The organism is Rhizobium sp. CRRU65, assembly GCF_048551595.1.
Lineage (GTDB): Bacteria > Pseudomonadota > Alphaproteobacteria > Rhizobiales > Rhizobiaceae > Rhizobium > Rhizobium leguminosarum_J.
On record NZ_JBLYZH010000006.1, the window covers coordinates 355,081 to 374,005 of the forward strand.

Sequence of the window (18,925 nt, forward strand, 5' to 3'; positions counted from 1 at the left end):
GGCTCATGTCTTTTCTCACGCTGAACAACATTCAAAAATCCTTCGGCCCGGTTCAGGTCGTCAAGAACTTCAACATGAACATCGAGAAGGGTGAGTTCGTCTCATTCCTCGGTCCGTCGGGCTGCGGCAAGACGACCGTTCTGCGCATGATCGCCGGCTTCGAAACGCCAACCGGCGGCACGCTGACCATCAACGGCAAGGACCAAAGCGCGCTGAAGCCGAACCAGCGCAATATCGGCATGGTGTTCCAGGCCTACGCACTCTTCCCCAACATGACGGTACACGACAATGTCGCCTTCGGTCTCAAGGTCGCCGGTGCCCAAAAGCCTGAGATCGACGCGCGCGTCAAGGAAATGCTCGGCCTGATCAAGCTCGATCACCTGGCCGACCGCTTCCCCTATCAACTGTCGGGCGGCCAGCAGCAGCGAGTAGCCCTTGCCCGTGCGCTCGCCGTCAAGCCGCAAGTGTTGCTGCTCGACGAGCCGCTCTCCGCACTCGACGCCAAGATCCGCGTGTCGCTGCGCGAGGAAATCCGCCAGATCCAGCAGCAGCTCGGCATCACTACGGTCTTCGTCACCCATGATCAGGAAGAAGCCCTTTCGATCTCCGACCGCATCGTCGTCATGAATGCCGGCAAGGCCGACCAGATCGGTTCGCCTTTCGAGATCTACAACACGCCGGCGACGCGCTTCGTCGCCTCCTTCGTCGGCACGCTGAACCTCATCGAGGCCAAAGTCGTCGATCCCGATACCAACCGCATCCAGATCGGCGATCAGGGCATAACGCTGAAGCAGTCGGTCGCTGCCCACAAGGCCGGAGAAACCATCTCGCTGGCGCTACGCCCGGAAGCCGGCTCGCTCTCCGACAGCGTCAAGAGCGACACGGCGCTGACCGGCCAGGTCGTTTCGGCCCACTTCCTGGGGTCGGTCATCCGCACCCGCATGAATGTCGGCGGCAACGTCATCTCCTTCGACATGTTTAACAGCCCGGGCACCACCCCGCCGCAGGCCGGCGAAACGGTAACCCTGCGCTTCATGGCAGCCGACCTGCTCATCATCCGCGACTAACCAGCGTATCGCGATCTCGCCCGGAAGGCGCCGCCGAAGCGGCGCTTTTTTTTGATTTCAGGCCGGCCGACCTGTCAGCAAACGTGATGCAGCCATCACCGCAAAGCACTTGAACTCTGCCAGCTCAGTGCCAGAAGTTGAGCGAACCAAATGCGCCGGGTAGCCCTCTGTCCGGCAGTTTACGCGATAGGATATGTCAATGATTACCTGCCACCTGCGTTATGTGATCGATCCTTACAAGCTTGCCGAATTCGAGGAATATGCCCGGCTCTGGATTCCGATCGTCAACAGAATGGGCGGCACCCATCACGGTTATTTCCTGCCGTCCGAAGGCGCCAGCAACATCGCCATTGCGCTGTTTTCCTTCCCGAGCCTTGCCGCCTACGAGGACTATCGCGCACGTATGGCAAGCGATCCGGAATGTCAGGCGGCTTTTGAGCTCGACAAACGCAACCGCAGTATCGTCAGCTATGAACGCAGCTTCGTGCGGCCCGTGCTCGGCTGAGCGAACCGCGCGCGATGGGAAATGAAACCCCCGTCAGGCTGGCTGGCGGGGTTTTTCGTTCTGTCATGCGCTTAGCGGATCGCCTGGTCGTCGACATCGAAACGATGCACGTGCGCCTGGTCCTGTGTTGCATAGACCATCTCGTCCGGCTCGTACTGATGCTCGCCAAACAGACGTGCGGTCAGCAGGCCGCACTGGTCGGATTCCAGATAGATGATCGTGTCCGCGCCGAGATGTTCGACATGCACGACCTTCGCAGCCCAAGTCCCCTGCTCGCGCGACAGCGTCATATGTTCGGGACGCACGCCGATCGTCTTGGCGCTGTGATCGCCGACCTTCTCGGCCGCGATGAAATTCATCTGTGGCGAGCCGATGAAGCCGGCGACGAAGACATTGGCCGGGCGTTTATAGAGTTCCATCGGCGAACCGATCTGCTCGATCGCCCCGGCATTCAGGACAACGATCTTGTCGGCAAGCGTCATCGCCTCGACCTGGTCGTGGGTGACATAGATCATCGTCGCCTTCAGGCTGCGGTGCAGCCGGGCGATTTCGAGGCGGGTCTGGACGCGCAGCGCCGCATCGAGGTTCGACAGCGGTTCGTCGAACAGGAAGAGTTCCGGTTCGCGCACGATCGCACGGCCGATGGCGACGCGCTGGCGTTGGCCGCCGGAGAGCTCGGCCGGCCGGCGCGCGAGATAGGGTTCCAGCGAGAGCATGCCGGACGCCTTGCCGACACGCCTTTCGATCTCATCCTTGGCGGTGCCGGCCTGCTTGAGCCCGAGCCCCATATTGTCCTTGACCGTCAGATGCGGATAGAGCGCATAGGACTGAAACACCATGGCGATGCCGCGCTTGGCCGGCGGCGTCAGCGTCTCATCGCGGCCATTGATGACGACGGCGCCCGACGTAACGTCTTCGAGGCCTGCAATGCTGCGCAACAGTGTCGATTTCCCGCAGCCCGAAGGCCCGACGAAGATGACGAATTCGCCGTCCTTGACCTCGAGGTCGATGCCTTTCAGCACTTCATGCGTGCCATAGGTCTTGCGGATGGATTTGAGTTGAAGCGATCCCACTGTCTTTCCCTTACAATCTGACCGGCTGGCCGGTACGCACGCTCTCGTCGGCGGCAAGGCAGATGCGCAGCGACGCCACCGCATCCGCCATATGGCGGTCGAGGTCCAGATCCTCGCGGATCGCCCTCAGCATGAAGGCCTGTTCCAAGTCGCAGAGTTCCTGATGGCCGGGTTCGCCTTCCATCGTCATGTCCTGGTCGGGCCGGATGAACTTGCCGTCAGGCCCGGTCTCTGCCGTGTGCAGCCGGATCACCGAGGTCTTGGTGTGCGTGTCTATATCGTCGGACTTGGCGTTCGGATCCATGACGATCGACACGGCGCCCTTCGGCGACATCACATCCTTCACGAAGAAGGCGGTTTCCGAAATCATCGGACCCCAGCCAGCCTCGTACCAGCCGACGGAACCATCCTCGAACAGCACCTGGAGGTGACCGTAATTATACATGTCGGCGGCGATCTCGTGGGACATGCGCAGCCCCATGCCGCGCACCTCGACGGCCCTCGCGTCAGTGATCTGGCACATGACGTCGACATAATGCACACCGCAATCGACAATCGGCGAGGTCGTGCGCATCAGAGACTTATGCGTCGCCCAGGTCGGGCCGCTGGACTGCTGGTTGAGGTTCATGCGGAAGACGTAAGGCGGGCCGAGCTTGCGCGCCTCTTCGATCAGCTTCATCCAGGAAGGGTGATGGCGAAGGATATAACCGATCACCAGCTTGCGCCCGGCCTTCCCGGCCGCAGCAACGACGCGCTCGGCATCGGCGACGGTGGTCGCCAGTGGCTTTTCAACGAAGACGTCGCAGCCGGCCTCGAAGGCGGCGACGGCATAATCGGCATGGCTGTCAGAATAGGTGTTGATCGAGCAGAGGTCCGGTTTCAGCTCGGCCAACGCCGTCGTGAAGTCGGGATGGATCGTATAGCCCTGCAGCTCGGGCTCCAATTGCGGCGTCGAGCGGTTGACGAGACCGACGATCTCAAAGCCCGGATTGTTGTGATAGGCGAGCGCATGGCTGCGGCCCATGTTGCCGAGGCCGGCAACGAGGACGCGGATCGGTTTTTCGGTCACTTGACGGCTCCTGACGTGATGCCGCGGATCAGTTGCCGCGAGAAGATGACGTAGAGGACGAGGATCGGCAGGATCGCCAGCGACAGCGCCGCCAGCACCGCATTCCAATTGGTGACGAACTGGCCGATGAAGATCTGCGAGCCGAGCGTCACCGTCTTGGTGGCCTCGGAGGGCGCCAGGATCAGCGGGAACCAGAGATCGTTCCAGATCGGGATCATGGTGAAGACCGCGACCGTCGCCATGGCCGGGCGCACCAGCGGCAGCACCAGGCGGAAGAAGATCGCATATTCGGAAAGCCCGTCGATGCGGCCGGCATTCTTCAGATCGTCCGACACCGTGCGCATGAACTCCGACAGGATGAAGATCGCCAGCGGTATGCCCTGCGCGGTATAGACGAGGATCAGCGCCGTCAGCGTATTGACGAGGCCCGCCGCCACCATGCCCTGGAGGATCGCCACCGTGCCGAGGCGGATCGGGATCATGATGCCGATCGCCATGTAGAGCCCAAGCAGCATATTGCCGCGGAAACGGTATTCGGAAAGCGCAAAGGCCGCCATGGCGCCAAAGAGCAGCACCAGCAGGATCGAGACGATCGTGACGATGAAGCTGTTCTGGAAATAGGTGGCAAAATCGCCCTGCCCGAGCACTGTCTGATAGCCGACGAGGCTGAAGGTTGACGGCGTCGGGATCATCAGCGGCTCGCGGAAGATCGAGGCGCGATCCTTGAACGAGTTGATGACGGTGAGAAAGACCGGAAACAGCGCGACCAGAGTATAGGCGCTCAGCGCCAGATGCACGAGGCCGGTGCGGATGGGAGATGTGCGTGCCTTGGACATGCCCGCTCCTCAGAACTGGTAGCGACGCATGCGCCGCTGGATGACGAATAGATAAAGCGAGACGCCGGCGAGGATGATGAGGAACATCACCGTGGCAATCGTCGCGCCCATCGAGCGGTCGCCGAGCTGAAGCTGGAAACCGAAGAAGGTGCGGTAGAGCAGCGTGCCGAGAATGTCGGTCGACATGTCAGGTCCGGCAAGCGCCCCCTGCACGGTATAGATCAGGTCGAAGGCATTGAAATTGCCGACGAAGGTCAGGATCGAGATGATGCCGATCGCCGGCAGGATGAGCGGCAGCTTGATTTTCCAGAATTGGGCCCAGCCGGTGATGCCGTCGCATTCGGCCGCCTCAATCACCTCTTCGGGAATGCTGAGCAGTGCGGCATAGATCAGCATCATCGGAATGCCGATATATTGCCAGTTCGAGATCAGCGACACCGCAATCAGCGCCGAACCGGACTTGCCGAGCCAGGGTGCGAACAGGAATTTCAAACCGATGAGATCGAGCATCCAGGGCGCCACGCCCCAGATCGGCGAAAGGATGAGCTTCCAGATGAAGCCGACGATGACGAAGGAGAGCAGAGTCGGCAGGAACATCGCCGTGCGATAGAAGGCGACGCCGCGCAGCTTCGGCACCGAAAGCAGGGCGGCAAGCGCCACCCCGATCGGGTTCTGCACGCACATGTGGATGGCAAAGAAGATCAGGTTATTGACAAGGGCATTCCAGAAATCGCGCGCCCAGCGCGCATCGCCGAACAGCACCTTGAAATTCGCCAATCCGACGAAGGCCGGCTGCCCGTCGACCGTATTGTAGAGCGACAGCCGAAGAGTTTCGATGAGCGGCAGCACCATGACCGCCGAATAGACGATCAGGGCCGGCAGCATGAAGACGAAGATGTGCCAGCGCACCGCGCGCCTGATCGGGACGATATCGGCCGTGTTGTCGGTTTCGCTCATGGCTTTTGCCTGTTCTTGTCGACTGGCCGCAAGGGCAGCACAGGTGGAAAACGTTGCGCCTCACCCTAACTCTCTGCCACCTGGGAAGAGAGGGAACACGCCCTGTTGAGATGCTATATCGGGCTGGGAGGTCGCTGCGAGTCTCCTTCTCCCCGCGAGCGGGGAGAAGGTGGCCGGCAGGCCGGATGAGGGGCTGCAAACGCCGCCCCTGATCACATCACTTGGCCGGCTTGTACCAGCTGTCGAGGCCCTTCTGGAGCTTTTCGGCAGCAACCGCAGGCGTATCCGTGCCGTTGATCACATTGGCCGATTCGACCCAGGTCTCGTTTTCGAGGTTCGGCGTGCCGCGCGACAGGATCTGGTAAGTCGAGCGCACCGTCGACTTGTACGGGCCGCGCCAGGAAACGAATTCCTGAGCGAGCGGATCGGACATCTTGACTGGGTTGGAGTTCAGGCTGAAGAAGCCCGGCAGCGCGTTGGCGTAAATATCGGCAAACTCAGGCGAAGCGACCCAGCTGAGGAACTTCTTGGCTTCCTCGGCATGCGTGCTCTTGGTGTTCAGAGCGACACCGATATCCGGATGGTCGGAGATGTAGCCCGTGTCGCCGGCCTTCGGAACCGGCGGCGGGAAGGCGCCCATCTTGAACTGAGCCTGGCTGTTGAACAGCGAGATTTCCCATGAGCCGGCCGGATAGATCGCGGCACGACCGAGCGTGAACAGGTTCTGGCTGTCGGAGTAGGTCTGGGCTTCGAAGCCGTCGCCGAGATACGGCTTCCACTTGGCAAGCTCTTCATAAGGCTTGACCCAGTCGGCATCCGTCAACTTCTGCTTGCCGGAGATCAGAGCCGCGCGGCCGTCCTCACCCTTCCAGTAGTTCGGTCCGATGTTCTGGTAGCCCATGGTAGCGGCTTCCCAGAGGTCCTTCGTGCCCATGGCGAGCGGAATGTAGGTGCCGTCGGCCTTGATTTTGTCGAGCGCTGCGTAGAACTCGTCCTGGGTCTTCGGCACAGAGATGCCGAGCTTGTCGAAGGCATCCTTGTTGTAGATGAAGCCGTGGATGACAGAAGCCATCGGCACGCAGAAGGTCGACTTGCCGTCGTCGGTGCTCCAGGCGGCCTTGGCGACCGGCGAGAAGTTCTCCATGCCAGGCAGGCTGGTAATGTCAGTGAGCTGCTTCTTGTTGAAGAGTTCGAGCGAGGCATCGAACGGACGGCAGGTGATGATATCGCCTGCGGAGCCTGCATCGAGCTTGGCATTCAGCGAGGCGTTGTATTCGGTCGGCGCGGTCGGCGAGAAAACGATCTTGATGCCCGGGTTCTTCGCTTCGAAAGCCGGGATGATCTTTTCCTGCCAGATCTGCAGGTCGTCGTTACGCCAGCTTTCGACCGTCAGCGTGACGTCGGCGGCGTGGACGAGGCCCGCTGAACTCAGCAGACTGGAGGCAAGCAGCAGGCTTTTCAGAGCAGTGTTTTTCATTTCCCTCTCCTGTTTTAAGCGCCGCGAAGCGCTGTTTTCGATCTGAAACAAGCAATTGGCGTGTTTGAGGTAACACCCAACGCCCCTTGGAGGACCGCCAGCAATGCCGGTCCCGAAAGCTCGACGGACACGAAGGCGGACGCCTGCGGCCGAACTGCGCGCCTTCCCGGCGACTGCACCGGGGTGGCGAAATGGCGGGGAAAGCCGATGGATGGCCGAATTCGCCCCCAGCTTGATGGGCCGGGGGTCGTTCTCTCGATCATCCTCGAAGCGGTTCCGGCTTGACTTAACTGCCGGTTTTCGTGGGCTTCGAAGTGCTGTTCCCTTTTGCCGAATTAATGCCAAAAAAATACCAATTGTCCAGCCGAAATTAACTTTTCGGCCTGATAAAACTCATTAAAAAATTTAATCTAGCAAAATCAATATGATAAAAAGATTGATTTTCCACGTCATTCCCACTTGGTAAATGGTATTTTTTTGGTATTGTATTAAAAAACATAGGGAACGGCATATTCGGAGGCCCGATGACGGAGCTTGCAATCGGCATAGACGGCGGCGGAACGAGCTGCCGGGCCGCAGTCGCGGACAGGAACGGCAATGTCATCGGCCGTGGCAAAGCCGGCCCTGCCAACATCCTGTCGGATCTGGAAAACTCCCTTCTCAATATCGTCGAATCCGCCCGGCAGGCGCTAGGCGATGCCGGGCTTGCCGCTGAAACCATTTCCTCCGTCGCAGCCGTCGTCGGCGTCGCCGGCGCCAATGTCGGCGATTATGGTAGACGAATCGAAAAGGCCCTGCCTTTCACCGAAGGCCGCGTCGTCACCGATGCGCTGATCGCCCTGCAGGGGGCGCTCGGCGATGCCGACGGCATCGTCGGCGCCTTCGGCACTGGCTCGGTCTATAATGCCCGCAGGGATGGCCGACTGAACGGCATCGGTGGCTGGGGTTTCGTCGTCGGCGACCAGGCAAGCGGTGCCCGCCTCGGCCGCGACCTCCTGGAACAATCGCTGCTCGCCCATGACGGGGTGCGCCCGGCATCGCCGATCACCGAAGCGGTCATGACCCAATATGGCAACGATCCAGAGCGCATCGTCGAATTCGCCCATTCGGCAAGACCAAAGGATTTTGCCCGTTACGCACCGATCGTCTTCGAACATGCCGCCAAGGACGATGCCGTTGCAGTTGGCATCGTCACGGATGCGGCAACGGCTATCGGCGAAAGTCTCGAAGCACTGCTCTGGCCCGAATGCCCGTCGATCTGCCTGCTCGGCGGCCTTTCCGAAGCCTACGAGCCCTGGCTATCCGAACGTTACAGGTCCCTGCTTGCCAAGCCAAAAGGCGATGCCCTGCAGGGCGCGGTTGAACTTGCAGTCAAGCTCTTGAACGACAGGCAGAGGGGTGCGGCATGACCGACGACCTCGCCACCCTCCTTTCCCTGGAGCGCCTGCAGGCAGCCGGCACAGGGCCGCTCTACGTCAAGCTGCGCCGCACGCTCGAAGGAGCCGTGCGCACCGGCACGCTTGGTCACGGCGATGCGCTGCCGCCGGAACGCGACATCGCCGAATTGGCCGCCGTCAGCCGCGTCACCGTGCGGAAGGCGATCGACGAACTCGTCGCCGATGGCCTGTTGGTGCGCCGTCACGGTTCCGGCACCTTCGTCGCCAAGCCGGTCTCCAAGGTCGAGCAGCGCCTGTCGCAGCTCACCTCCTTCACCGAGGACATGGCGCGCCGCGGCATGTCCTCCCGCTCCGAATGGCTGCATAAGGGCATCCACACGCCCTCGCCCGACGAGATGATGATCCTTGGCCTCGGTGCCGACGTCAAGGTTTCGCGCCTCTCGCGCCTGCGCATCGCCGACGACCAGCCGCTGGCGATCGAGAATGCCAGCGTCTCCGGCGAGTTCCTGCCCGATCCCTCGGCCGTCACCAATTCGCTCTATGCCGAGCTCGAACGCCTCCAGGTCCGACCCGTGCGCGCCGTGCAGCGCATCTCGGCAACCAATATGAAGGAAGCCGACGCCCAGCTTCTCGGCGTCTCCGCGGGTGCGGCTGGCCTGTCGATCGAGCGCATCTCCTATCTCGGCTCCGGCCGCGCCGTCGAATTCACCCGCTCGCTCTATCGCGGCGATGCCTATGACTTTGTCGCGGAACTGACGATCGCGGTGACGTAAGCCCTACCAGAAGCGGGCGATCCAAAGCTGATTTCCGACAAGATTATCAAAGATCGCATCGGCGGAGATAAGTGGTATTCCATTCTGCATGGCGGTCGCGGCAAGAAACCGGTCGAACGGATCGCGATGTGTCCAGTCCATCATGGCTGCGGTCAGACAGATTTCCGGTGTCAATGCCGCGGCAATGCCACCCTGTTCATGCAGCAGTTCCGGCAACCGGCCGATGAAAGGCTCCATCTCCGGCCACTTGCCGAGACGAACCTTCTGCCCGATTTCAAATAGGGATATTGGGCTGACGAAAATCGTCTCCGCCTTTTCGATCAGAGCGATCGCCTTGGCCGAGAGCCGCTCGTCGCCGGTCAGCGACCATGCCCAGGCATGGGTGTCGAGCAGAAGCGAGTTCACTCGCCCCCTTCCCAAGCCGCAAGTTCGCCCTGATCTATGGGCTCAAAAAAGTCGGGGCCATTTCCAACAACTTGCCCCTTGAGCAGCCCGATCTTGAAGGAAGACTGCACAATCGGAATGATCTTCACGACAGGCTTGCGCCCCTTGGCGATCACCACTTCCTCACCGGAAAGGGCGGCGTCGATCAATTTCGACAGATTGGTCTTTGCGGCATGGATGGTAACCTGCATCGTCGCCCTCATTAGCTAACTTGACTAAGTATACCGCCTCATCGTCAATTCCGCTATCAAATTCAACCAGCCTGAATGCGGGTAATTATTGAGCCGCATCAAAATCATAAAGCCGGAAGGTGAATCCCTTCCGGTTTTCATTTATTGAATCAATCTCTGAGGACGCCGCCCTAAGCGACCGTGAAGACTCGGCAATCAGGCCGCGTCTTCGATCTGCTCGTCCGTCTTGCGCGGCACGTAGTTCAGCACCGGCCCGAGCCAGCGCTCGACTTCAGACACCGCCATCTGCTTGCGGGCCGCATAGTCTTCCACCTGATCGCGCTCCACCTTGGCGACGCCGAAATAATAGGAGTCGGGATGGCCGATATAGAGGCCCGAGACCGAGGAACCCGGCCACATCGCATAACTCTCCGTCAGCTTTACGCCGGCCGCTTTTTCAGCATCGAGCAGCTTGAAGAGTGTCGCCTTTTCGGTGTGGTCAGGCTGGGCGGGATAACCGGGCGCCGGGCGGATGCCGGCATAGGCTTCGGTAATGAGATCCTCCTTGCTGAGCGTCTCGTCCTTGGCGTAGCCCCAGTATTCGCGCCGCACCTGCTCATGCATGCGCTCGGCAAAAGCTTCGGCGAAGCGGTCGGCCAGCGCCTTGACGAGGATCGAGGAATAATCGTCGTTCGCCCGTTCGAAACGCTCGGAGATGGCAATTTCCTCGATACCCGCCGTCACCACGAAGCCGCCGACATAATCCTGAACACCGCTTGTGACAGGCGCCACGAAGTCGGAGAGCGCCACGTTCGCCCGCCCGTCCCGCTTCGAAAGCTGCTGGCGCAGCGTATAGAAGGTCTCAAGCTCGTGCTTCCGGCTCTCGTCCGTGAACAGTCGGATGTCGTCACCGACGGCGCCGGCCGGCCAGAAGCCGATGACGGCGCGTGGGCGGAACCACTTTTCATCGATGATCTTCTTCAGCATGGCCTGCGCATCGGCCCAGAGCGCACGCGCCGCCTCGCCCTGCTTCTCGTCTTCCAGAATGGCGGGGTACCGGCCGCGCAGCTCCCAGGTCTGGAAGAACGGCGTCCAGTCGATATATTTGGCAAGCTCGGCCAGATCATAATCCTCGAACACCCGTGTGCCGAAGAATTGCGGCTTCACCGGCCGGTAGGCAGACCAATCGACCTTATGCGCATTCTCGCGAGCCCGGGGCAACGGCAAGCGCACCTTCTCGGCCTCGCTGCGCGCATGGGCGGCCGCCACCTTGGCATATTCGGCGCGAATGTCGTCGACATAGGCCTGGCGGTTCTCCGGTGACAGCAGGGCCGAGACGACGCCGACGGCGCGGCTCGCATCGGTCACGTAGATCGTCTGCCCCTTGTTGTAGCCGGGATGGATCTTCACGGCCGTATGCACGCGGCTGGTCGTTGCCCCGCCGATCAGCAGCGGGATCTCGAAGCCCTGCCGCTCCATTTCGGCCGCGACATGCACCATCTCGTCGAGCGACGGCGTGATCAGGCCGGAAAGGCCAATGACATCGACCTTTTCGGCAATCGCCGTTTCGAGGATCTTCGTCGCCGGCACCATGACGCCGAGGTCGACGATCTCGTAATTGTTGCAGGCAAGCACGACGCCGACGATGTTCTTGCCGATATCGTGCACATCGCCCTTGACCGTCGCCATCAGGATCTTGCCGGCCGACCGGCGTTCCTCGCCGCCATTGAGGCGCTTTTCCTCTTCCATGTAGGGCAGCAGCACGGCCACCGCCTGCTTCATCACGCGCGCCGACTTGACCACCTGCGGCAGGAACATCTTGCCCGAGCCGAACAGGTCACCGACGACGTTCATGCCGGCCATCAGCGGCCCTTCGATGACGTGCAGCGGCCTGACAGCCTGCTGGCGCGCCTCCTCGGTATCGGCCTCGATATATTCGGTGATGCCGTTGACCAGCGCATGTTCGAGACGCTTCTCGACGCTCCATTCGCGCCAGGAAAGATCCTGGACGCGGCCTTCGCGTGCCGCGCCGCCACGGAATTTCTCCGCCACTTCGAGCAGCCGCTCGGTACCATCAGGCCGGCGGTTCAGCACCACGTCCTCGCAGGCCTCGCGCAGCTCGGGATCGATATTATCGTAGACGGCAAGCTGGCCGGCATTGACGATGCCCATGTCCATGCCCGCCTGGATGGCGTGGTAGAGGAACACGGCGTGCATCGCCTCGCGCACCGGCTCGTTGCCGCGGAACGAGAAGGACAGGTTGGAGACGCCGCCCGAAATATGCACCAGCGGCATGCGCTCGCGGATCGTCCGCGTCGCCTCGATGAAGTCGACGCCGTAATTATTGTGCTCTTCGATGCCGGTCGCGACCGCGAAAATATTCGGATCGAAGATGATGTCCTCGGGCGGATAGCCGATCTTTTCGGTCAGCAGCTTGTAGGCGCGTGTGCAGATATCCACCTTGCGCTCGTAGCTGTCCGCCTGCCCCGTCTCGTCGAATGCCATGACGACGACGGCGGCACCATAATTGTGCAGCAGCCGCGCCTGGGCGAGGAAATTCTCCTCGCCTTCCTTCAGCGAGATCGAGTTGACGATCGGCTTGCCCTGGACCCGCTTCAGGCCGGATTCGATGATCGAGAATTTCGACGAGTCGATCATCACAGGCACGCGGGCAATGTCAGGCTCGGCGGCGATCAGGTTGAGGAACTCGACCATCGCCTTTTCGGAATCGATCAGCCCCTCGTCCATGTTGATGTCGATCACCTGGGCGCCGTTCTCGACCTGGTCGCGGGCGACATCGAGCGCTGCGGTGAAATCGGCATTGGTGATCAGCTTGCGGAAGCGGGCCGAGCCGGTGACGTTGGTGCGCTCGCCGACATTGACGAAGGGAATGTCCTTGGTCAGCTCGAAGGGTTCGAGACCCGACAGCGACATGAACGGGCGATGCTCGGGAATCGGCCGTGGCTTGTATTTCGCAACGGTCTCGGCGATTGCCTTGATATGCTCGGGCGTCGAGCCGCAGCAGCCGCCGACGATGTTGACGAGGCCCTCGCGGGCGAAGCCGTCGATCTGCGCCGCCATCAGCTCCGGGGTTTCGTCATACTGGCCGAATTCGTTCGGCAGGCCGGCATTCGGATAGGCGCAGATGAAGGTGTCGGCAACGCCCGAAAGCTCCTGCAGATGCGGGCGCATCGCATTGGCGCCGAGCGCGCAGTTGAGCCCGATCGTGAAGGGATTGGCATGGCGCACCGAGTTCCAGAAGGCAGATGGCGTCTGGCCGGACAGCGTGCGGCCGGAAAGGTCGGTGATCGTGCCCGAGATCATCACGGGCAGGCGCACGCCCTTGGCCTCGAAGCGCTCCTCGCAGGCGAAGATCGCAGCCTTGGCGTTCAGCGTGTCGAAGATCGTCTCGATGAGGATGATGTCGGCGCCACCGTCGATCAGCCCGTCGATCTGCTCGCCGTAGGCGGAACGCAGATCGTCGAAGGTCACGGCGCGAAAACCCGGGTTGTTGACGTCAGGCGAGATCGAGGCGGTACGGTTGGTCGGCCCAATGGCGCCGGCGACGAAACGGCGGCGGCCGTCCTCGCGCTCGGCGCGCTGTGCTGCCCGCCGCACGATTTCGGCGCCTTCCTTGTTGAGGTCGTAGACTGCACCTTCCATCTCGTAATCGGCCTGCGCGATGCGGGTCGAGGAGAAGGTGTTGGTCTCGAGAATATCGGCGCCGGCCTTGGCGTATCTGTAATGGATCTCTTCGATCGCGTCCGGCTGGGTCAGGATCAGGAGGTCGTTATTGCCCTTCTGGTGACAGGCGCAGCCGATGAAGCGCGTCCCGCGAAACTGGTCTTCGTCATAGCCCAGCCCCTGGATCTGCGTACCCATGGCGCCGTCGAGAACAAGGATGCGCTCGCTCGCGGCTTGTTTCAAAGCTGCGAAAACTTCACTGCCGTCACGTTTGCCCGTTTCCGGACCAAAGAGATTGTCAAACACGGGAGGGCTCCTTGACGTCGTAAGACCAGACAGTCCAAATCACATAAAGATATCTTTATGTCAATATATGCCAATCGATTTCGTGCTTTGCAAGTCTACAGCGCCGCGCGTCTATTAAGACACGCAAAGGACGCTGCAGCAGTTTGAATCTTCGCATCGTGCTTTTTGAAAATCGACCCCGATTTTCCAGCCGATGCGATAGCCAGATGACAGGCTTGCCCGACCTCTATATAGGCGTTTGCGACGCTTGTGCACGAAATCGGAGGAGCATCATGGCACCCGCAACCGGCAACGCCGTGCTTGGAAACTGGACGACCCGCGCCTATCATCGCGGCTGGCTGCTGACCCAGGCGAACGGTCTCTTCGATTTCTTCCAGCACAATTCGGTCAATCCCAAGGGCGGTTTCTACGATCTCGACGACGCCGGCAGGCCTCTCGACGCCGAGGGCCAGGTTCGCGGCATCCATATCGCGGCGCGCGCCGTGCATTGCTTCTCGATCGGCGCGCTGCTCGGCCGCCCCGGCGCTGCAGATGTCGTCGACCACGGCATGGACTATATCTGGAACCATCATCGCGACCGGAAAAACGGCGGCTATTTCTGGTCGCTCAACAATGACGGTCCTGTCGATTCCAACAAGCAGGGCTATGGCCATGCTTTCGTGCTGCTCGCCGCCTCAGCCGCAAAGACGATCGGCCATCCGCTTGCCGATGGCATGCTTGATGATATCACCAAGATCCTCAACACGAAGTTCTGGGAAGCGAAGCACGGCGCGATCGCCGAGGAGTTCACCGCCGACTGGCAGCCGCTCGATGGCGGCACCTATCGCGGCCAAAACTCCAACATGCACCTGACCGAAGCGCTGATGGCGGCCTTCGAAGCCACCGGCGATCGGGACTATCTGATCAAGGCCGAAAGCATCGCCGATCTCGTCATCCGCCGTGCGGCCGGTTCGGTCGACTGGCGCGTCGCAGAGCATTTCGACGCCGAATGGAATCTCGACAAGACGTACTACCATCCGAACGAAATGTTCCGCCCGGCCGGCACGACGCCCGGCCACTGGCTGGAATGGGCTCGCCTCATCCTGCAGCTCTGGACGCTCGGCGGCAAGCGGATCGAATGGATGCCGGATGCGGCCAAGGCGCTGTTCGCCCAATCCATGGCGCTCGGCTGGGACAACGACAAGGGTGGCTTCTTCTATACGCTCGATTGGGACGACAAGCCCGCCAAGCGCAACAAGCTCTGGTGGCCAGCCTGCGAAGCTGCGGCCGCTGCACATTTCCTCAACGAGCACCTGCCGAGCGATTTCCATGAAGAGAGCTATCGCAAGATCTGGAACGTGATCGAGCGCGCCTTCATCGACCACAAGAACGGTGGCTGGCACGAGGAGTTGACGGAAGATCTCGTTCCCTCGCACTCGCTGTTCCCCGGCAAGGGCGATATCTATCACGCCCTGCAGGCCTGCCTCATCCCGCTTTTCCCGGCAACGGGCAGCCTGACAAAGGGCATCCCTGAGGCCGGCGGCAGGATCTGAGGCCGAAGATCAGTAGCCCGGCGGCGGCAGTGCGGCGTTGGGGTTTCGCTGGAACCACTCGACATCCTCGTTGACGCGGTCGAGTTCGTCCTGCACATCGCGCTGATCGCGGCGGATATCGTGCATGTCGTCTTCGAGATCCTCGATCCGCCGGCGCAGTTCCGAGCGGTCGCCGTCCTTAGCATCCCGCAGCTTGTCGGAAAGATCGTCGATTTCAGTTTCCTTGAAGCTGTAATCGTTCTGCATCGAGCTGAGGCGCGCCTGCAGCTCGTGCTGCTTGCTGCCGAGGCCGAAGCCGCGCAGGAAACCGGGCGCGGCCTCCGGCGGGCAGACATTGGCGTAGCTGCTGCCCGCCTGGCCGCGCGCAAGCCCGCTGAGCGGCGTGCAATAGCGCACCAGGCCAGTCTGATACCCCTGAAACCAGATCGTCTGATCGGGCACGATCTTGACCCGCTCGCAGGACTTCGCATGTGCGGCGAAGCGCTGTTGCGGCTCGTAGCCTACCGCCCCGTCGCTTTCGCCGATCACCCGCCAGTCGGCGGCGACGCATTCCTCTTTGGACAGCGTGTTGCAGGAGACAAGGAAAAGGCCGAAGCCGATGGTGGCGGCAAGCGCAAGGAACAAGCGGATCATGGCGTCCCGGGGGGTAAATGAGGAGCGATGCCGCAGCTTAGCCGCAGGGCAAGTCCGCGTCACCGGAGCAGCGACGCGAATTTGCAGTTTTCATGGCTTTTTTCTGTCAAAATTACGGCGAAAGAGGCCGCATCAAAGCGGCGGGGCGAGCCGCAGCGTATCCAGATCCTTCGCGAGCATCAGCGCCAGCGCCTCGACCGCGAGATTGTGGTCATCGCGCTGCGGCAGTCCTGAGACGGTGACGGCGCCGATGCAGCCGGTGCCCTTGACGTTGATCGGGAAACTGCCGCCATGTGGCGCATAGTCTGCGCCGGAAAGCCCGTTATCCTCGACCGTCTTGCCATCCTTCTGCAGCTTCAGGCCGGAGGCATAGCTGCTGCGGAAATAACGCAGCACCATATTGCGCTTGCGGCGGACCCAGTTGACGTTGTCGGGCGTCACACCCGGGAGTGCCGCATAGAAGACCGGCATCGAATGCAGGGTCACGTCGATCGCGATGCCGAGGCCACGCTCGGTGGCGAGTTCCTGCAGGAGCTTGCCGAGCTGCCATGCCGTCGTCAGATCAAAAGCGTCGAAGCTTAGGACTTTCTCCTGCTCCGCGATCCGGCTGAGATCGTCCTCGATTGTCATGATGAGCGTTCCTCTTGCGCGATGATCCGTGCAGACCATTCTCGCGGGGAGCAAAAAAGTAAAGCAAAAACTTGGACCTATCCCTGGAGCAACTCCAGCAAAACTGCGCCGCGGTTTTGCGTCCGCAATTGCGCGAAGACAAAGAGATAGAGCATTTTCATGACTCCGAAGAAAACGGAAATGCTCTATGTCAGAGCTTCGGCGTCAGCATCTCGAAGCGGTCGCGGGTAGTGGCGCAGGTATCGCCGCCAAGCCTCGCAATGGCATCCACCGCGGCCGGATCGACATGCAGCCGTTCAGGATCGACCACGCCGTCGCGATAATGCGCGTAGACGATCTCGCCCATGACGATCTGCCGCGACCGGCCGAGCTCCAGCGTCACGTGCCGCTTGCATTCGAAGGCGGCCGGCGCCTCGGCGATAAAGGGCGAGGCCACCTTCTCGCCCGGCATCGCCGTCAAGCCCGCTTCCTTCAACTCGTCGACGCCGCGCGGATATTTGGCGCCGCAGACATGCATCGCCTCGGCGATCGCGAAGGAGACGATATTGACCGTGAACACCTCGGTCATGCGGATATTGTGGCCGGTATCCTTGAACGACATGTCGACATTGTTCTCGACCCCGATCGCAAGGATCGGCGGATCGGCCGAGAGGCAGTTGAAGAAGCTGAAGGGTGCGGCGTTGATCCGGCCGTTTTCGTCGACCGTCGTCACCAGAGCGATCGGGCGCGGAATGATCGTGCCGATCATCAGCTTGTAGCGTTGGCGCTCGGTGAGCTGTTGGAAATCGAAGGAAACGGACATCGTTCAGCCGACCTTCAGGACCGGCGAGAAACCGCTCATCGCCCCGGTGAAGGGTTTCGGCAGCGGCGACGCGTAGGAGCCGCGCTTGCTGGTGGAAAGCCCGAGCGACACCAGCGCTTCGGCCTGCTTGACGGCGGCGGCGACACCGTCGACGACAGGCACGCCGTAGATCTGCTGCAGTTCGCGCGCCAGATCGGTCATGCCGGCGCAACCGAGCACGATCGCCTCGGCGCCGTCTTCCAAAAGCGCCCGCTCGATCTCGGCCCTGAGCTTGCCGATCGCGCCCGAGGCCGGATCTTCCAGTTCCAGCACAGGGATGTCTGAGGCGCGCACCTTGGCGCGGTCGCCCATGCCGTAGCGGCGCACCAGATTGTCGATCAGCACCCGCGAGCGCTCCAGCGTCGTCACCACGGTGAAGCGCTGCGCCAGGAAACCAGCCGTCACCACGGCGGACTCGCAAAGCCCGAGGATCGGCACATCGGCAAAGGTCCGCGCCGCTTCGAGCCCGGTATCGTCGAAACAGGCGATAACAGCCGCGTCATAACCCGCTGCCTGCCGCTCCTTGAGTTCGGCGAGCAGGCCGGGGATCGCTAAGGCCCCGTCGTAGTGCCCTTCGATGGAAACCGGCCCCATGCGCGAGGTGGCGGCGATGATCTCCGTGCCGGATGCCGCCACCGCACGCGCGGCGGTGGCGGCTTTCTCGGTCATGGAGGCCGTGGTGTTCGGATTGACGATGAGGATGCGCATGTCAGTCTATCTTTGCCTGCCGCCGGCTGAGCATCGTCATGATGCCGAGTGCGATGAGAATGATGGTGAAGGAAAACAGCGTCGTCACGGTGCCGAGCGCATAGAGCACCGGCGTCGTGACGTTGGTGGTCATGCCGTAGATTTCAAGCGGCAGCGTGTTGTAGGTGCCTGATGTCATCAGCGTGCGGGCGAATTCGTCATAGGAGAGCGTGAAGCCGAACAGGCCGACGCCGATGAGGCTCGGCGCGATCATCGGCAGCACGACATGGCGGAACGTCTGCCAGGAGCTGGCGCCGAGGTCACGCGCCGCCTCTTCATAGGCCGGCGAAAAGCGGTTGAAGACGGCAAACATGATCAGCACGCCGAACGGCAGCGTCCAGGTGAGATGCGCGCCGAAGGCCGACGAATACCAGGCGGGCTTCAGCCCTCCCTCCTGGAAAACGACGCCGATGCCGAGCGAGATGATAATCGACGGCACGACAAGGCTTGCGACCGTGGCATAGAACAGCGCGGTCGAACCGCGGAAACGACGGCGGAAGGCAAGGCCGGCGAGCAGCGAGACGACGACGGTCACCGCCATTACCATCAGCCCGAGGGTGAAGGAGCGGCGGAACGAGGCGCCGAAATCGCCGACCGCCTGCTTCTCGAACAGGTTGAAGAACCAGTGCGTGGAAATGCCGTTCATCGGGAAGGTCAGGCCGCCGTCCGGCCCCTGGAAGGAGAGGATCAGGATCGCCGAAAGCGGACCGTAGAGGAACAGCACGAAGATGATGAAAAAGAGCGCCAGCAGATAGAATTCCAGGCCGCGTTTTTCGTGGCTCAT

18 protein-coding genes are annotated in these 18,925 nt (G+C 61.4%); 5 read left to right on the forward strand and 13 right to left on the reverse strand.

The features are described from left to right. Window positions 1-5 precede the first annotated feature (5 nt). Together ACM5SV_RS15575 and ACM5SV_RS15580 are read left to right on the forward strand one after the other, a co-directional pair. Entirely contained in the window at window positions 6-1,067 is a 1,062-nt protein-coding gene (locus ACM5SV_RS15575; RefSeq protein WP_012758328.1) for an ABC transporter ATP-binding protein, read from the forward strand. A gap of 199 nt (window positions 1,068-1,266) precedes the next feature. Beyond that, the gene (locus tag ACM5SV_RS15580; protein WP_017994745.1) at window positions 1,267-1,572 is read left to right on the forward strand and encodes an NIPSNAP family protein; all 306 of its coding nucleotides are present in this window, start codon (window positions 1,267-1,269) and stop codon (window positions 1,570-1,572) included. A gap of 71 nt (window positions 1,573-1,643) precedes the next feature. Here ACM5SV_RS15580 and ACM5SV_RS15585 read toward each other — a convergent pair whose 3' ends face one another. The 5 genes from ACM5SV_RS15585 to ACM5SV_RS15605 form a co-directional block, all read right to left on the reverse strand. After that, the gene (locus tag ACM5SV_RS15585) at window positions 1,644-2,645 is read right to left on the reverse strand and encodes an ABC transporter ATP-binding protein (protein WP_222014187.1); all 1,002 of its coding nucleotides are present in this window, start codon (window positions 2,643-2,645) and stop codon (window positions 1,644-1,646) included. Between the two features lie 10 nt (window positions 2,646-2,655). Next, complete coding sequence (locus tag ACM5SV_RS15590; RefSeq protein ID WP_017994747.1) at window positions 2,656-3,714, reverse strand: Gfo/Idh/MocA family protein; 1,059 nt, start codon at window positions 3,712-3,714, stop codon at window positions 2,656-2,658. Further along, complete coding sequence (locus ACM5SV_RS15595; RefSeq protein WP_012758332.1) at window positions 3,711-4,550, reverse strand: carbohydrate ABC transporter permease; 840 nt, start codon at window positions 4,548-4,550, stop codon at window positions 3,711-3,713. Before ACM5SV_RS15595 ends, ACM5SV_RS15590 begins: the two co-directional genes overlap by 4 nt. 9 nt (window positions 4,551-4,559) lie before the next feature. After that, a complete protein-coding gene (locus ACM5SV_RS15600) occupies window positions 4,560-5,507 on the reverse strand; it encodes a carbohydrate ABC transporter permease (RefSeq protein WP_017994748.1) in 948 nt (315 codons plus the stop codon). A 217-nt stretch (window positions 5,508-5,724) separates the two neighbouring features. Then, window positions 5,725-6,984: an ABC transporter substrate-binding protein gene (locus ACM5SV_RS15605; RefSeq protein WP_017994749.1), complete on the reverse strand. Its 1,260-nt coding sequence runs from the start codon at window positions 6,982-6,984 to the stop codon at window positions 5,725-5,727. A 524-nt stretch (window positions 6,985-7,508) separates the two neighbouring features. Here ACM5SV_RS15605 and ACM5SV_RS15610 point away from each other — a divergent pair. Beyond that, window positions 7,509-8,393 (forward strand): N-acetylglucosamine kinase, encoded by an 885-nt coding sequence (locus ACM5SV_RS15610; protein ID WP_113545232.1) that lies wholly within the window; start codon window positions 7,509-7,511, stop codon window positions 8,391-8,393. After that, the gene (locus ACM5SV_RS15615) at window positions 8,390-9,154 is read left to right on the forward strand and encodes a GntR family transcriptional regulator (protein ID WP_012758336.1); all 765 of its coding nucleotides are present in this window, start codon (window positions 8,390-8,392) and stop codon (window positions 9,152-9,154) included. The genes ACM5SV_RS15610 and ACM5SV_RS15615 overlap by 4 nt, the downstream gene beginning before the upstream one ends. Window positions 9,155-9,157: 3 nt before the next feature. Here the strand turns inward: ACM5SV_RS15615 and ACM5SV_RS15620 are convergent, their stop codons facing one another. The 3 genes from ACM5SV_RS15620 to metH form a co-directional block, all read right to left on the reverse strand. After that, entirely contained in the window at window positions 9,158-9,559 is a 402-nt protein-coding gene (locus ACM5SV_RS15620) for a type II toxin-antitoxin system VapC family toxin (RefSeq protein WP_012758337.1), read from the reverse strand. Next, window positions 9,556-9,789, reverse strand: coding sequence for a type II toxin-antitoxin system Phd/YefM family antitoxin (locus tag ACM5SV_RS15625; protein ID WP_003541516.1), 234 nt, complete (start codon window positions 9,787-9,789; stop codon window positions 9,556-9,558). The genes ACM5SV_RS15620 and ACM5SV_RS15625 overlap by 4 nt, the downstream gene beginning before the upstream one ends. A 195-nt stretch (window positions 9,790-9,984) precedes the next feature. Continuing rightward, on the reverse strand, window positions 9,985-13,758 hold the full coding sequence (gene metH, locus ACM5SV_RS15630) for a methionine synthase (RefSeq protein WP_017994753.1): 3,774 nt from the start codon (window positions 13,756-13,758) through the stop codon (window positions 9,985-9,987). A gap of 272 nt (window positions 13,759-14,030) precedes the next feature. On the opposite strand from metH, the gene ACM5SV_RS15635 reads away from it, so the two are divergent. Continuing rightward, window positions 14,031-15,290, forward strand: a complete 1,260-nt coding sequence (locus tag ACM5SV_RS15635; protein ID WP_222014188.1) for an AGE family epimerase/isomerase — start codon at window positions 14,031-14,033, stop codon at window positions 15,288-15,290. A 9-nt stretch (window positions 15,291-15,299) separates the two neighbouring features. Here ACM5SV_RS15635 and ACM5SV_RS15640 read toward each other — a convergent pair whose 3' ends face one another. From ACM5SV_RS15640 to ACM5SV_RS15660, 5 genes are all read right to left on the reverse strand, one after another. After that, window positions 15,300-15,923 (reverse strand): DUF2799 domain-containing protein, encoded by a 624-nt coding sequence (locus ACM5SV_RS15640; RefSeq protein WP_128407070.1) that lies wholly within the window; start codon window positions 15,921-15,923, stop codon window positions 15,300-15,302. Window positions 15,924-16,055: 132 nt separating this feature from the next. Continuing rightward, a complete protein-coding gene (locus ACM5SV_RS15645) occupies window positions 16,056-16,553 on the reverse strand; it encodes a heme-degrading domain-containing protein (protein WP_018446594.1) in 498 nt (165 codons plus the stop codon). Window positions 16,554-16,743: 190 nt separating this feature from the next. Continuing rightward, the gene (locus tag ACM5SV_RS15650; protein WP_012758342.1) at window positions 16,744-17,355 is read right to left on the reverse strand and encodes a flavin reductase family protein; all 612 of its coding nucleotides are present in this window, start codon (window positions 17,353-17,355) and stop codon (window positions 16,744-16,746) included. A gap of 3 nt (window positions 17,356-17,358) precedes the next feature. Next, window positions 17,359-18,102 (reverse strand): aspartate/glutamate racemase family protein, encoded by a 744-nt coding sequence (locus ACM5SV_RS15655; protein WP_128407072.1) that lies wholly within the window; start codon window positions 18,100-18,102, stop codon window positions 17,359-17,361. Window position 18,103: 1 nt separating this feature from the next. After that, on the reverse strand, window positions 18,104-18,925 hold the full coding sequence (locus ACM5SV_RS15660; RefSeq protein WP_222014189.1) for an ABC transporter permease: 822 nt from the start codon (window positions 18,923-18,925) through the stop codon (window positions 18,104-18,106).

Bases quoted from the DNA above. Each gene is read 5' to 3' on its own strand.
- ACM5SV_RS15615 (WP_012758336.1), top strand. From the start codon at position 8,390: ATGACCGACGACCTCGCCACCCTCCTTTCCCTGGAGCGCCTGCAGGCA.
- ACM5SV_RS15575 (WP_012758328.1), top strand. From the start codon at position 6: ATGTCTTTTCTCACGCTGAACAACATTCAAAAATCCTTCGGCCCGGTT.
- ACM5SV_RS15625 (WP_003541516.1), bottom strand. From the start codon at position 9,789: ATGCAGGTTACCATCCATGCCGCAAAGACCAATCTGTCGAAATTGATC.
- ACM5SV_RS15655 (WP_128407072.1), bottom strand. From the start codon at position 18,102: ATGCGCATCCTCATCGTCAATCCGAACACCACGGCCTCCATGACCGAG.
- ACM5SV_RS15580 (WP_017994745.1), top strand. From the start codon at position 1,267: ATGATTACCTGCCACCTGCGTTATGTGATCGATCCTTACAAGCTTGCC.
- ACM5SV_RS15600 (WP_017994748.1), bottom strand. From the start codon at position 5,507: ATGAGCGAAACCGACAACACGGCCGATATCGTCCCGATCAGGCGCGCG.
- ACM5SV_RS15635 (WP_222014188.1), top strand. From the start codon at position 14,031: ATGGCACCCGCAACCGGCAACGCCGTGCTTGGAAACTGGACGACCCGC.
- ACM5SV_RS15605 (WP_017994749.1), bottom strand. From the start codon at position 6,984: ATGAAAAACACTGCTCTGAAAAGCCTGCTGCTTGCCTCCAGTCTGCTG.
- ACM5SV_RS15595 (WP_012758332.1), bottom strand. From the start codon at position 4,550: ATGTCCAAGGCACGCACATCTCCCATCCGCACCGGCCTCGTGCATCTG.
- ACM5SV_RS15660 (WP_222014189.1), bottom strand. From the start codon at position 18,925: ATGAGCCACGAAAAACGCGGCCTGGAATTCTATCTGCTGGCGCTCTTT.
- ACM5SV_RS15640 (WP_128407070.1), bottom strand. From the start codon at position 15,923: ATGATCCGCTTGTTCCTTGCGCTTGCCGCCACCATCGGCTTCGGCCTT.
- ACM5SV_RS15610 (WP_113545232.1), top strand. From the start codon at position 7,509: ATGACGGAGCTTGCAATCGGCATAGACGGCGGCGGAACGAGCTGCCGG.
- ACM5SV_RS15645 (WP_018446594.1), bottom strand. From the start codon at position 16,553: ATGACAATCGAGGACGATCTCAGCCGGATCGCGGAGCAGGAGAAAGTC.
- ACM5SV_RS15650 (WP_012758342.1), bottom strand. From the start codon at position 17,355: ATGTCCGTTTCCTTCGATTTCCAACAGCTCACCGAGCGCCAACGCTAC.